Source organism: Streptomyces sp. 4F14 (genome assembly GCF_048159485.1).
In the GTDB taxonomy this organism is placed as follows: Bacteria; Actinomycetota; Actinomycetes; order Streptomycetales; family Streptomycetaceae; genus Streptomyces.
Window position 1 is genome coordinate 428,788 of the sequence record NZ_JBLRVY010000004.1, and the last position, 12,277, is coordinate 441,064.

The following is a 12,277-nucleotide window of genomic DNA, read 5'->3' on the forward strand; positions in this document are numbered from 1 at the left end:
CACCGGTAGGTTCTCCGCGGTGACCTTGATAGAGACGCAGGGCCTCGGGTCGATGAGCGACGGGGCGCAGTTACGTTGGATGGCGCTGGGGGACACGACTCGGCAGCCGCCCGTGGTCATGCTCCATGGCGGTCCGGGGCTGCCGGATTACCTGTGCGATGTCGCGCCCATGGTCGCGGACCTCGCGCCCGTGTACCGGTACGACCAGCGTGGCACCGGCCAATCCTCGTGGGAGGGCCGCCATTCCCTCGCCCGGCACGTCGACGACCTCGCCGAGTTGCTCGACGTATGGGAGGTGTCCAGGGCCGTGCTGGTCGGGCACTCCTACGGCACCGACCTGGCGAGCCGGTTCTGCCTGGCGCACCCTGACCGGATTGCCGGAATGCTGCTGATGTGCGGGCCGTTCGTCGGTGACTGGCGCACGGGGGACCGAGCGGAGCGTGACCGCCGTATGTCCGCCGCGCAGCAAGAGCGGCTCCGCGCATTGGAGGAGTTGCCGCGCCGTACGGAGGGGGAGGAAGTCGAGCTGCTCACGCTGGCCTGGTTCACCGACCATGCCGATCCCGAACGGGGGTGGCGCTGGGCCGCGCAGGGTGCCCGGCGGCGGCGCCCCGTCAACTGGGCTATGAACAGGGAACTTGGCAAGGAAGCACGCGCGGACCCGCTCGATGAGCACCTTGCCGAACTGAGTGTGCGCCTGCCCGCGCGAGCGGAGCTCCTCGGTGGGGTCGCCGATCCCAGACCTCTGTCGGCTCTCGAATCACTCGCGTTCCGGCTCGATCTTCCGCTGACGCGGATCGAGGGCGCTGGGCACGAGCCCTGGCTGGAGCAGCCCGACGCCGTGCGTACGCACCTTCGGAGATTCGTGCGGGGCGCGGTGGGCACATAGGGCTTCGCCCGGTCCGCCGGCTGGCATCATCCCCGGCTGCCGACACCGCGGCCGGTCCGGTGTCGAAATCGTCCTCGAACTAGGCCACTCACAGGGGTGTTCGCCGGACGCTGGGGCGGCCTTCGTCTGATCATGTGCTCCGACCAAGGTGCACCGATCAAGACGAAGGCCGTGAAGGTGATTCTGCTGCCTGACACCGGTCCCGGAAAAGCGTTCGCGCAAGCGTCACGCTTGCGGGAGGACTTATTCGACTGCCTGACCGCGCGTGGGGACGAACTGTTCGACCTCGTCGACGCGTTGCTGCGCGCGGACGGGCCGGTGACCTCGCCTGTGGACCTGACGCTGGTGGCCAAGCACCGGCGTGGGCACGGCGCGATGTACGAGGCCCTGAACAGCGGGAACGTGGACGCGCCCCGGCTGCGGCAGGTGCTGGCCGGACTGCCGATGCCACAAGCGGCCGACGGGCGGCTTGTCCTCGCGGTCGACAGAAGGAACCCACGCCATGACTACGGTCGTCAAGCGCAGTGCCCGCGCCATCCTCCTCGACGGTTACCAGCTTGTCCTGATCAAGCGGACGAAGCCTGGCCGGGACCCGTACTGGGTGACGGTCGGCGGCGGTGTCGAAGCCGACGACGAGAGCATCGAAGCGGCCCTGCGCCGCGAGGTGTTCGAGGAACTCGGCGGCACGGTGGGCCGCGCGCAGCTCGTGCGCCTGATCACCGACGACCTCGACGACGGCATCGGCATCCAGCACATTTTCGTCGCGCGTCTGGTGTCGATGGACCTGACGGCGCGCACCGGTACCGAGTTCGGCAAGCCCGAGCGGGGCGGCTACGAGGTGGTCCAGGTGCCGTTCACGGCGGCGGCCGTCGGCGAACTGAACCTGATGCCGCCGCAGTTGGCGCAGTTCATCGCCGACAACACCGGGGCGATCCTCTCGGTCCTCGACACGCCCGTCCGTAACCCGTGATGTCCGCCGCGGGGTGGGACTTCCTCAGCCTCAACGGACCCGACAACGTCGGCAAGACCACCCAGCTCCAGCTGCTGGCACGCTCCAGCCGCAGATTCCAGCCGCTCGGTGCGGTCCACGATCACGACCGTGAACGGTGGGGGCGGGCGGGCGGGGGGTGACTACGCACAGTGGTGGTTCGAGACGTCCAGCACCGAGGAGCTGACCCGCATGCTGCTGGCCGGCCACGCCAAACGGACCCCCGCCCGGGAGCCGGGCCGGACGGGACTGCTCGACCGGGGACGCGCGATGCTCCTGGCGGTGGCCGCCGCGACCTGCAAGGACTCACCCGCGCTTTCGCCTGCGAACTCGGCCCGGACGGCATCACCTCCAACTGCGTGGCCCCGGCTCCATTCGCGTCCCTGCCAAAACCTCAGTGGTCGACGACCCCGACGCCATGACCACCCGGCAACTCGCCCGCCAGTGCGTCCAACGCCGAGGAACCCCCGCCGACGTAGCCGCCGCCGTCGCCTTCCTCGCCTCCCCGGACGCCGGGTTCATCACCGGACAGACCCTCCGCGTCGACGGAGGCTGGATCCTTGGCTGACATCTGGCTCATGCGCCACGCCGCCTCAGAAGGCCACCACCCCGGACACCACGCCCCACGGGACGCACCCAGATCCGGCAATCCCTGCCTCTCCCGGCCGACGTCGCCGCCATCATCACCAGCCCGGTCCTGCGCGCCCGCCAGACCGCCCACGAAACCGCCTGCCTCACCGGCCTGCCGATCATCGCCATCCCCCTCCTCGCCGAATGGCATGCCCCGAGCATCGTCCTCGGACACACCCCGCCACCTACCCACCCGCCTACCGCACCTGGCGCCAACAGCCTCACCGACCTCCACACCCGCGCCACTCGATGCACCGACCTCCTCCACCACGCCGCACAGGAACGCGGCACCCTCCTCACCATCTCCCACACCCTCCTCCTCGGCGTCCTCACCCACCTCTCACAAGGACCAGCAAACGCCTTCACCACCGCAGCAACCACTCCCTGTCCCTTCGCCGAACGCCGACCGCTCATCGCCTCCTGCAGAACAACGTAGGGAGCGTTTTCAGCGTTGCCGCTCCGGGGTGGAGCACGCCGTCACCCAGCGGGGTCGGCACGGCGATCACCGCGATGTCGAAGCCGACCAACACGGCACACAGCTGCGCGGCGGTCACGTCCTGCACGTACGACTCACCGCCGATGAGTCGCTCGATACGGCGCGGGTCCACGTCGTAGCCGACGACGCGGAGTCCCACCCCGGCGGCGCGTACAGCCAGACTCAGCCCCACGTAGCCCTGCCCGGCGACGACTGTCTGCATGACAGCTCCTGATCGATCGCGGTGCTTGAATGGACCGTCGTTCCTGACCCGGCAAGGAGATGCACTGTGGCCCTGGTGTCTGTCGTGATGCCCGTGTACAACTCGGCAGCCACCCTCGGCGCGGCCGTCCGCTCGGTACTCACCCAGACCCACAGCGACCTGGAACTGCTGGTCACCGACGACCGGTCCTGCGACGGCTCCATGGACCTGCTCCGCGAGTTCGCCGAGCAGGACGAGCGTGTTCTGCCGGAGCCGGCACCCGAACGGGGCGGCGCGGGCCGGGCCCGCAACCTGGCGATCGAGCGGGCCCGCGGGGACTACATCGCCTTCCTCGACAGCGACGACATGTGGCTGCCGGAGAAGACCGAGAAGCAACTGGCCTTCGCCGCGGAAGGCGATGCGCCTCTGACATTCACCTCGTACTTCAAGATGGACGCCGACCACGACAGCGAGAGCACCGACTGGGTCCCGAACGGCCGGGTGATCCGTGCCCGGGAACACGTGGACTACCGCGCAATGCTGGTCCGCGACCACATCGGTGCCCTCACCGCCATGTACGACCGCAAGGTCCTGGGCACGAGGCTGATGCCGGAGATGCGCAAGCGCCAGGACTACGCTCTCTGGCTGTCGATCATGCGGGACGGCGCTGACGCCCGGGGCCTGGACGAGCCGCTCGCGGTGTACCGGGCCCACCAGACGGGATCGCTGTCCTCCAACAAGCTCTCCCTCGTGCAGTACAACTGGGCCCTGTACCGCGAGCACGAACAACTGTCGGTCCCGCGGGCGACGCGCGCGCTGACCGGCGCGATGTGGCAGTCCCTGCGCAACTCACGCATCTAGGTCCGGCAAACTGGGTGCGCGACTGTTTCCGTGGCGCCCGACCGGGCCCTGCCCCATGGCCGTGCCGCGTACTCGGGAGCTGGTCCCGGGGGGCGGGACTTGGTGAGTCACGGGTGCCGTCGGCCAGGATCATTGCGTCTCCGGTTCGCCGGCGCCACGGTGTGCAAAGTCGGGACGGGTCCGTTGAAGGGACTCGAACAGGTCCTGAGTCTCCCTGCCGGGTTCCTCGTCGATCTCGCCGAGGACCGTGGTGAGCAGGGCGAACGTGCGGGAGATGGCGTCGTGTCGGGCGAGGTGGGCCTGGAAGCGGGCGATGTCGCGGTAGATAGCCTGGTTGTATCGGTCGAAGATGCGGGCGCGTTCCAAGAGGGTGAGGGCTTCTTCCGGGGCGGTGGCGCGCAGAATGCGGACCAGGGTGCTCACGGCGTCGAGGACGCTACGACGGAGGGTCTCGCGGGGTGCTTCGATCCAGTCGGCACTCAGGTCTGCGGCGAAGTCGCCGGTGTAGAGGTCGATGGTGTGTTGCAGGGCGGGGCGGCGGTGGGGGTCGTGTTCGGGGAGGTGGTGGGCGGTTTCGAGGGCGTGTTGGAGGTGCCAGAGGTCTACGTCGATCTGGGCAGGGTCGAGGGTGTAGTAGCCATCGGTGTGGGTGGTGAAGTCGGTGATCGTGTCGTGGGTGGCGGTGCGCAGGGTGCGGCGGAGTTGGCTGACGGTGGCGTGGAAGGTGTTGTAGGGGCGGTCGGGTGGGGCGTCGGGCCAGAGGGTGGTGGCGAGGATTTCGCGGCGGGCGCCGTCGTGGTGGAGGGCGAGGTAGGCGAGGACTTCGCGTTGGCGGCGGGTGAGGGTGGGGGTGAGGTCGGTGGGTTCGTCGTCGGGTGGGTGGTGGATGAGGCGGGTGCGGCCGAGGACCGTGAGGTGTAAGGGGGGTTGGGGGTCTGTGGTGTCTTCGGCTTCAGGGGGTTCCGGGCCGGGTGCTGCCGTGGGAGGTCGTGGAGGGGCGGGGCTGTCCTTCCGGCGCGGATCGGGGGCGGGCGCTGGGGAGTTGGGGGCTTCGGTGCCGGTGCTATGTCGGTGGGGTGTTCGGAACGGGAGCACCGACGGCTGCTCGGTCGGGGGTTGTGCTTGGCGGAAGAGGTGGAGGAGGTCCTGGGTGTCGGTGGTGGGGAGGGTGAACAGGCGGGTGCCGGTGAGGTGTGCGAGGGCGGTGCTGGTGGCGGCGACGGTTCCGTCGGAGTGGAGGTGGGCGGTGCCGCCCGGGGGCCAGGGGCCGAGGAGGATGCCGGCGAGGCGGAGGGAGGAGCCGTTGTCGAGGATCGCCTGGAGGCGGGGTTCGGTGTGGGGTTGGGGGGTGGCGACGAGGATGAGGTCGTGGTCGGGGGTGGTGTGGGTGCGGGTGAGGAGTTCGGCTTCCATCAGGTCGAGGGCCGCGTCGAGGGTGGCGGTGAGGTGGACGGTGGCGGGGTGGTCGGTGAGGTCGCCGAGGAGGGGGGCTGCGTCGGGGGCCGGGACGACTAGTTCGGTGCCGGGTTCGGCGAGGGCGGTGACGAGGAGGGCTCGGGCGGCGTCGGGGGCTCCTTGGCCGATGAGGCCGATGCCTCGGGTGTGGGCAAGGTTCAGGGCGTGGGCTTGGCCGTCTTTCACGCCGATGATTCGGCTGTTCGTAGGTGGTGGGGTGAGGTTGCCGATGTCGTCGCGGAGCGGGTTCGTGCCGTCCGGGGGTGTTGTTGCGTCGTGGGCGATACGGAGGGCTCGCACGACCGGGGCGAGGGTGAGGTCCGTGCGATCGCCGCTGCCCGGGCGGTAGTTGATGCGGCTCCGGCGTCGGACGGTAAGGAGGGCTGCGGCGACGAGGGCGGCGAGGCCGATGCCGACGTAGGCGCCGGTGGGCAGGCTGATGCCGGGCTCGGCGTGAGGGGTTCGGGTGGGCGTGGGGGTGGGTGAAGGGACGGGTGTGGTGGGGGTGTTGGAGTGAGGTGGAGGTGCAGGGTCTGCCTGGCGGTCATGTGGCAGGCGAAGGATCCAGCCGGGCCGGATGAGGTTGGGGTTGGTGAGGGCACGGCCGTCGGGTTGGGGGCGATCGTGGTTGAGGGCGTAGAGCTGGGGCCAGCGGCTTCCGTCGCCGAGGGTGCGCTCCGCGATGCGCCAGAGGCTGTCGTAGATGCCGTCGTGGGGCGGCCGGACCTCGACTGTTCCCGTCGTACGGTGCTCCTCCGGCGGGTGTGGCGTAGTCACCGCCTGTTTGGGCTGCAAGGACGTCGACACGGCTGTCGTAGCGGGAGGTTCTGCGACGGCGGGGCGTGCGAGCACCGTGACGAGGATCGCGCCGACCAGGGCGGCGGCGAGGGTGTCGAGGGGTCCGGTGCGCGGCAGTGCCGGCCGGGGGAAGGCGCGGAGTTCCTCGGCGGCAGCACGGGCGATGTCCAGGACGAAGGCGGCCCAGGTCGCCCAGAGCAGGCAGGCCAGGGTGTTCAGCAAGAAGGTGCTGCTCATCGGGGTGAGCAGGAGTGCTTCGATCTCCGGCCAGGTCGGGACCGTACGCGGCAGGGGCCGACCGATGTAGTGGATCAGCCCCCAGGGGATGCCGCCCGCCAGGGCCGTGAGCATCCCGGTGGCGAGCAGGCCGCGCAGCAGAACGGCACCGCGCCGCTCTCGTCGGCGTACGGGGTGTCGGTACGTGGTCATGAGCGGGCCTCGTCAGGGGTCGGGGGTGGTGATGCCGTGTACGGGGTGGGCGGTGCCGGTGGCGGTCACGGTGAGGGTGTCCAGGCCGATGAAGCGCAGAAGTTGGGTGGCCTGGTGGACGGTGACGGTCACGGAGACCGTGTCTCCGACGACCGTGACCACGCCGGTGTCGTTGGTGGTGGCGAGGTAGGTCCGGGCGCGGGTGCGGGCCTGGGCGGGGTCGAGGCGTACGGTGCCGTCGGTGCGGTAGGCGGTGAGGTCGAGGGCCTGGGCACCGGCGCGGGCGGCTTCCTGGGCCTCGCCGAGGGCGCGGGTCTTCGCGGCGAGGGCGAGGCCGCCGTCGAGGAGGAGGCCGGCGAACATGACAACGGCGGCGGTGAGGATGACGACGAACGGGGTGACCTGGCCGGCGTCTCCGGCCGGGCGTCTCGTGACGGATTCGGGAGGAGGCGTCTCGCGGGCCGACGGGGTGGGGGTCAACTGCCGTACTGCCGTGGGCTTTTCGGGATTCGGTGAACAGGTCACCGGTGCTGTCGGGTTCCTGCAGGCGCACCCCATGGCCTCGGTGTCACATCCATCGGTCACGACCAGGAGCGGTACGACGTCGCGAGCGTCCCGGTGGCTCTCAAGGCCGTCGACCACGGCCGGTAGGGGGCGTTCTTCAGCAGCACGATCGGCTGACTCCCGTTCCTCCAGGACAATGGCCGCATGAACCGCTGGTTCCGCAGTTACTAGGCCGAGGAAGACCTCTGGTTCTACTTCGAGGTCGCCGCCGACGGCTGGGTCACCCGCCAGGTCGAACTTCAAGGGCCGCTCCAGAAGCCAGTCGCCGAGGCGTCCTCGGTCGAGTGGGAGGCCGCCCGGGACTCGGGAACGGTCGTGGAGTACGAGGCGGTGTTCGGCATCACGGCGGACGTCCCCGTCGACGAGTGGAACGGGCACGAGCCGCAGGCCCTGGGCGTCGAGAGGTTCGAGGCCGTCTGGGTCACAGCACGGGCGGCCTGTCTCACGCGGGCTCAAGTCCGTTCGGGGCACGGGATGGAGGGCGTCGTTCACGGCCTGTCCCCCGTTGTCGGAAAAGTCGCCGGTTCGGGTGGGGATCTTTCGCCAGGTCATGGCCGTCTCCTGGTCAGGGCGTTCACCGGAGGGGGCGAGGAATGTGACGGAACTCTTCGAATCATGAAGGGATTTCGGTATTCCTGAAACATGGACCCTTCCCGTGAACTGACGCAGCCATGAATCTGGCCGTCGTACGGAATCTCGCGTCGCCGCGCGTCCTCCGGTCGGCCGCCGACGGTGAGGATTTTGAGCAGGAGATCGTGGATCAGTACGCGCTGGCGCTGGCGGCCACGGGCGCGGGAGACGCAACGGTGGAGTCCAACTGCCGTGCGGTGGTGGACTTCATCCGGTTCGGCGGGCGCCGGCTGTGGAGCCTTGGGGCAGAGGACGCCGACCGCTACCTGGTGTTCCTGCGCCGGGAGCGGCACCTGAAGCCGTCGACGGTCCAGGGCTACGCCCGGGCGATCCTGCGGTTCTACGACTTCGCAATCAGCCGGTACCAGGGCGATGTCCACGCGCTGACCGGTTGCGTGATGACGCAGCCGATCGACGAGTTCAACCGACCGGCCCGCGCCAACCTCTCCCTCGTTCGCGTTCCGCCGAGCCGCGAGGAAGTCGAGTGCTTGTTCAGGCAGTGGGGTGCCGCCTTGCCCGACGCGCGCAAGTACCTTCCGGCGGCACGGGATTACCTGGCGGCTTCGCTGTGGCGGCGCGGCGGCCTGCGGATCCGTGAGACCGCGATGCTCGACATCCGTGACTGGCGGCCCGACCTGGGTGCCTGGGGCAAGCTGCATGTCCGGTTTGCCAAGGGAAGCCGGGGACGCGGGCCAAAGACCCGGCTGGTGCCCGCCATCGACGGCATAGACACGCTGATGACCTGGTGGTTCACCGACGTCCGGCACCAGTTCGACGACGACTGGACCAACCCCGATGCCCCGCTGCTGCCCAGCGAACGGCGTGACGAACTCACCGGATCCTGCTGCCGCATCGGCACCGACGCCCTGCGCTCGGGGCTGGCCGGCGCGGTCCGCCAGTGGCTGCCCGACTGGAAGGGCCTGCTGACCCCGCACGGCCTGCGGCACTACTGCGCCTCGGCGCTCTATCAGCGAGGAGTCGATCTCAAAGCGATCCAGGACCTCCTCGGACACAACTGGCTGTCGACGACGTCGCACTACATCCACGTGCCCACCCAGCACATCGAGAACGAGTGGATGCAGGCCAACGACCGCACCGCCCAACGCCTGCTGGTCTGATCGGAAGGAGAGCACGGTGCAGTGGAACCTGAGGATGAAGGCGGCGGAGGCCGGCATCTGGCAGGCCAGCCAGATGCGCCGCCGCCTCGCCGAGGCCGGGCTGGAGATCAGCGCGGGCAAGATGTCGATGCTGTGGTCCAGGACCCCGACCACCATCCGCCTGGACGATCTGGAAGTCCTGTGCTCCGTATTGGACTGCACCCCCTGCGACCTGCTGGTGCCCACCGGCGACGCAGCGGCACGCGACACGCAGCCGTCCACCCGCGCCACTGGCGACAACCCGGGCAGTCCTCCGGCGATCGTGCCCAAGTCCGGCCGCCCCCGCTCCAGGCCGCCGCTATGACCCGCCCGGTCCACAATCTGTGCACCATCTGCCACGCCATTCCCGAGGCCATCGCCAACACCGGGTACTGCTTCAGCTGTTGGCCCGGCGGGCCCGTCACTCCGCCACCGTGCCTGGTCTGTGGCTCGCTGGACTACTACAACACCGGCAAATGCCGACGCTGCCACCTCTACGGACAACCGGGGGTGGAGGCCTGCCGCTACTGCCTGGCCTGGGGCACCACCCGGAAATGGAAGTGGCTCTGCAGGGCCTGTCACAGCTGGAACAAGGCCAACCCCGTGCAGGGGGCCTGCCGGACCTGCGCCACCGTCACCCATCTCCACCGCGAGCACGGCGTCTGCCGGCTGTGCTTCGCTCAAGCTCGCAGCATGGCGTCTGTACTGGGCCGCTTCGACATCGCCGAGGCCAACCGGCACGGCCAGCAGCTGTTCTTCGCCGAACTCACCTGGCAGAAGGGCTCTTCGCGCAAGGCCCGGCAGGCCGAGCTGCGGGCTCGCAACGACGCTTTCGCCATCTCCCCGCAGATGACGAAGCGGCACAAGCTGCTGCTTGCGCCGCCGCTGCCGACTCCCGGGACCCTGGACGACTACACGATCTCCTCCCGTTACGAGCACCGGCCGCTGTTCCGTGTCGAACGGGACTACACCAGGCTGCGCCAGAAGGACTTTCCCTGGCCGACCGACAGCAGGCTGCTGTTGCGGCTGTGGAAGCTCACGGACGAGCGCGCCGCCCGCCTGGGATGGAGCACGCCGGTGCGGATGCGCTGCCGCGCCGGACTGCGGATCGTGCTCGGCCTGCAGGACACCCCGGGCGCCCCCGTCCCGCTGACGAGCCTGGAGTTCCTCGCCGACATCAACCTGACGTCCAAGCATGTGGCCGCGGTCCTGGACGAAGCAGGCCTGCTCGTCGACGACCGGGAAAGCACCCTGGAGCGGTGGATCGAGACACGGCTGACCGGACTGCCCCCACAGATGATCGGTGAGGTCCGCATCTGGTTCGACGTCATGGTCAACGGCCGCAGCAAACCGCCTCGTCGACGTCCCCGCAATGCCGTGACCATCCGTCTGCACTTCTCCTGGGCCCTGCCCGCCCTCACAAGATGGGCGGCCGAGGGGCACACCACCTTGCGCACGATCACCCGCGAAACCGTCGCCGCCGTTCTGACCGACGCCGAACACCCCTCCCGCACCGGACAGGGACTGCGCTCGATGTTCCAACTGCTCAAGCAGGACCACGTGTTGTTCGCCGACCCCACCTACCGCATGCGCATTCCCTACCACCCGACGCGCGAGCCGCTGCCGGTGGAAACGGCCGCCATCAAGGCACTGCTTGACACCTCCAACCCCGCCCGCGCCGCAGTCGCCGCCCTTGTCGCCTTCCATGCACTCCACACCGGCCAGGTGTGCGACCTCAAGCTCATCGACATCAGCGCCGGATGGCTCCACATCGACGGCCGTAAGATCCCCTTGGCTGAGCCGGTGCGCGAGCGCGTTACGGCCTACCTCGACTACCGCACCGCCACCTGGCCACGCACCGCCAACCCCCACCTGTTCGTCAACCGCCGCAGCGCCATGGAACTGCCCAGAGTCAGCCGCCGCTGGATCAAACTGCTGCTCGGCCCGGGAGTCAGCTGCCGCTCGATCCGCGAAGACCGCATCCTCGCGGAAGCACTGGTCAGCCGCGGCGACGCACGGCGCCTGCAGGACATGTTCGGCCTGTCCATCACCGCCAGCCTCCGTTACACCAACGTCATCGACCATCCCGGATTCACCGAAGGCGCATGAACCCAAGTACTCGCACTCACTCATGGGGCCCATCCACGCTTCGGTTCCCGCTCACCAGCACTTCAGAATTCGCGAACCCAAGAGCCTTCGAGCGGTAGGTGTCGACGGGTGCGGTGAAGTCGGCGGTGAGGGTGGTGGTGCCGGGGACCTGGAGGAGGGTCAGGTCGTGGAGGTCGACGGTGCAGGTGACCGCGACGGTGAGGGCGGATCCGTTGGTGAGGGTGCCGTGGACGCTGACGGACATGCTCTGGCAGGTGACGTCCGCGTCGCGCAGCGCGGTGGCAGCCGTTGCGCGGGCCTCGGCGGCGGCCAGGGGCGGGGAGGGTGCGAGGGTGGCGGCGCGGGCGGCCTGGTGAGCGGCAGCCTCGATCCTCAGGCGCGTGTCGGTGAGGCGTCCGCAGTAGACCAGGAACCACAGCATCATCAGCAACACCGGGGCCAGGAGGATGAGTTCGACCGTCGCCGAGCCGCGGGTCCCGCACCGTCGTCTCATGGCGCCGCCTGGGCGTTGGGGCGGAAGCGTTCGACCGGGCCGGAGACGTGGGTGTCGACCGGCAGGTGGAGGAAGGGCACGACGCTCGCGGCGGTGCCGGTGATGCGTACGTCGGCGCGGTCGGCCGTACGGGTCACGGTGATCCGTACGTCGCGCAGGGGGCCGGGGCCGAGTTGATCGAGGAGGTGTTCGGCCTCGTGGCGGCCGTCGGTGGTTGTGCCGTCGTCGACGCGGGTGGCGGCGAGGGCGTGGGCGGTCGCGGTCTGGGCGATGTGGACGGCGTGCCACCAGACGGTGGCCTGTGCGAGGAGCATGACCAGGGTCAGCAACAGCGGCATGACGATCACCGTCTCGGTGGTGACCGCTCCCCTGTCGCCGCGCAGGTGTCTCGGCTGGGTAACGGGCATGGTGGTGGGCCTACTTGAGGACGACACTCTTGGCCGCGGCGACGATCTCGGGGCGGAAGATCTCCAGGACGGCGAGGGCGAGGGCGGACAGGCCGGCGATCCAGATGACGTACTCGGTCGTCACGCCGCGGTCGTCGCCGTGGGCGAGGTGGTGCAGCAGGGTCCGTGCCCGGGACAGGGACCGGTTCAGCAGGGACATCCTCGACTTCCT

The 12,277-nt window shown here is 69.4% G+C and carries 16 protein-coding genes and 1 pseudogene; 11 read left to right on the forward strand and 6 right to left on the reverse strand.

Annotation, left to right across the window (positions count from 1 at the left end; genetic code table 11):
* The first annotated feature begins 19 nt into the window (after window positions 1-19).
* The 6 genes and pseudogenes from ACLZOT_RS09115 to ACLZOT_RS09140 all read left to right on the forward strand — a co-directional run bounded on the left by ACLZOT_RS09115 (window position 20) and on the right by ACLZOT_RS09140 (window position 2,943).
* Entirely contained in the window at window positions 20-889 is an 870-nt protein-coding gene (locus tag ACLZOT_RS09115; RefSeq protein WP_416968255.1) for an alpha/beta fold hydrolase, read from the forward strand.
* Window positions 890-1,066: 177 nt separating this feature from the next.
* Window positions 1,067-1,384, forward strand: a pseudogene (locus tag ACLZOT_RS09120) (transposase); the annotation flags it as partial.
* Window positions 1,385-1,391: 7 nt separating this feature from the next.
* Entirely contained in the window at window positions 1,392-1,859 is a 468-nt protein-coding gene (locus ACLZOT_RS09125; protein ID WP_416968256.1) for an NUDIX hydrolase, read from the forward strand.
* Window positions 1,859-2,020 carry a hypothetical protein gene (locus tag ACLZOT_RS09130; protein WP_416968257.1) on the forward strand — a complete coding sequence of 54 codons (162 nt, stop codon included), beginning with the start codon at window positions 1,859-1,861 and terminating at the stop codon, window positions 2,018-2,020. The genes ACLZOT_RS09125 and ACLZOT_RS09130 overlap by 1 nt, the downstream gene beginning before the upstream one ends.
* A gap of 275 nt (window positions 2,021-2,295) precedes the next feature.
* Complete coding sequence (locus ACLZOT_RS09135) at window positions 2,296-2,445, forward strand: SDR family oxidoreductase (RefSeq protein ID WP_416968258.1); 150 nt, start codon at window positions 2,296-2,298, stop codon at window positions 2,443-2,445.
* Between the two features lie 114 nt (window positions 2,446-2,559).
* Window positions 2,560-2,943, forward strand: a complete 384-nt coding sequence (locus ACLZOT_RS09140) for a histidine phosphatase family protein (RefSeq protein WP_416968327.1) — start codon at window positions 2,560-2,562, stop codon at window positions 2,941-2,943.
* Here ACLZOT_RS09140 and ACLZOT_RS09145 read toward each other — a convergent pair.
* The gene (locus ACLZOT_RS09145) at window positions 2,918-3,205 is read right to left on the reverse strand and encodes a hypothetical protein (RefSeq protein WP_416968259.1); all 288 of its coding nucleotides are present in this window, start codon (window positions 3,203-3,205) and stop codon (window positions 2,918-2,920) included. The two genes, ACLZOT_RS09140 and ACLZOT_RS09145, sit on opposite strands and share 26 nt — an antisense overlap.
* Before the next feature lie 66 nt (window positions 3,206-3,271).
* Here ACLZOT_RS09145 and ACLZOT_RS09150 point away from each other — a divergent pair, with 66 nt between their 5' ends.
* Window positions 3,272-4,045 (forward strand): glycosyltransferase family 2 protein, encoded by a 774-nt coding sequence (locus ACLZOT_RS09150; protein WP_416968260.1) that lies wholly within the window; start codon window positions 3,272-3,274, stop codon window positions 4,043-4,045.
* A 129-nt stretch (window positions 4,046-4,174) separates the two neighbouring features.
* Here ACLZOT_RS09150 and ACLZOT_RS09155 read toward each other — a convergent pair whose 3' ends face one another.
* Complete coding sequence (locus ACLZOT_RS09155) at window positions 4,175-6,727, reverse strand: hypothetical protein (RefSeq protein WP_416968261.1); 2,553 nt, start codon at window positions 6,725-6,727, stop codon at window positions 4,175-4,177.
* A 12-nt stretch (window positions 6,728-6,739) separates the two neighbouring features.
* On the reverse strand, window positions 6,740-7,207 hold the full coding sequence (locus ACLZOT_RS09160; RefSeq protein ID WP_416968262.1) for a pilus assembly protein TadG-related protein: 468 nt from the start codon (window positions 7,205-7,207) through the stop codon (window positions 6,740-6,742).
* A gap of 399 nt (window positions 7,208-7,606) precedes the next feature.
* Here ACLZOT_RS09160 and ACLZOT_RS09165 point away from each other — a divergent pair, with 399 nt between their 5' ends.
* The 4 genes from ACLZOT_RS09165 to ACLZOT_RS09180 are packed head-to-tail and all read left to right on the forward strand — an operon-like array spanning window position 7,607 to window position 11,166.
* A complete protein-coding gene (locus tag ACLZOT_RS09165) occupies window positions 7,607-7,930 on the forward strand; it encodes a hypothetical protein (protein ID WP_416968263.1) in 324 nt (107 codons plus the stop codon).
* Between the two features lie 32 nt (window positions 7,931-7,962).
* The gene (locus tag ACLZOT_RS09170; protein WP_416968264.1) at window positions 7,963-9,039 is read left to right on the forward strand and encodes a tyrosine-type recombinase/integrase; all 1,077 of its coding nucleotides are present in this window, start codon (window positions 7,963-7,965) and stop codon (window positions 9,037-9,039) included.
* A 16-nt stretch (window positions 9,040-9,055) separates the two neighbouring features.
* Window positions 9,056-9,382, forward strand: coding sequence for a helix-turn-helix domain-containing protein (locus ACLZOT_RS09175; protein WP_416968265.1), 327 nt, complete (start codon window positions 9,056-9,058; stop codon window positions 9,380-9,382).
* Entirely contained in the window at window positions 9,379-11,166 is a 1,788-nt protein-coding gene (locus tag ACLZOT_RS09180) for a hypothetical protein (protein ID WP_416968266.1), read from the forward strand. The genes ACLZOT_RS09175 and ACLZOT_RS09180 overlap by 4 nt, the downstream gene beginning before the upstream one ends.
* A gap of 16 nt (window positions 11,167-11,182) precedes the next feature.
* Here the strand turns inward: ACLZOT_RS09180 and ACLZOT_RS09185 are convergent, their stop codons facing one another.
* Genes ACLZOT_RS09185 through ACLZOT_RS09195 form a run of 3 tightly spaced genes read right to left on the reverse strand, consistent with a single transcriptional unit; the run spans window position 11,183 to window position 12,265 of the window.
* Window positions 11,183-11,659: a TadE family protein gene (locus ACLZOT_RS09185; protein WP_416968267.1), complete on the reverse strand. Its 477-nt coding sequence runs from the start codon at window positions 11,657-11,659 to the stop codon at window positions 11,183-11,185.
* A complete protein-coding gene (locus ACLZOT_RS09190) occupies window positions 11,656-12,066 on the reverse strand; it encodes a TadE/TadG family type IV pilus assembly protein (RefSeq protein ID WP_416968268.1) in 411 nt (136 codons plus the stop codon). The genes ACLZOT_RS09185 and ACLZOT_RS09190 overlap by 4 nt, the downstream gene beginning before the upstream one ends.
* 10 nt (window positions 12,067-12,076) lie before the next feature.
* Window positions 12,077-12,265, reverse strand: a complete 189-nt coding sequence (locus ACLZOT_RS09195; RefSeq protein WP_416968269.1) for a hypothetical protein — start codon at window positions 12,263-12,265, stop codon at window positions 12,077-12,079.
* Between the last annotated feature and the right edge of the window lie 12 nt (window positions 12,266-12,277).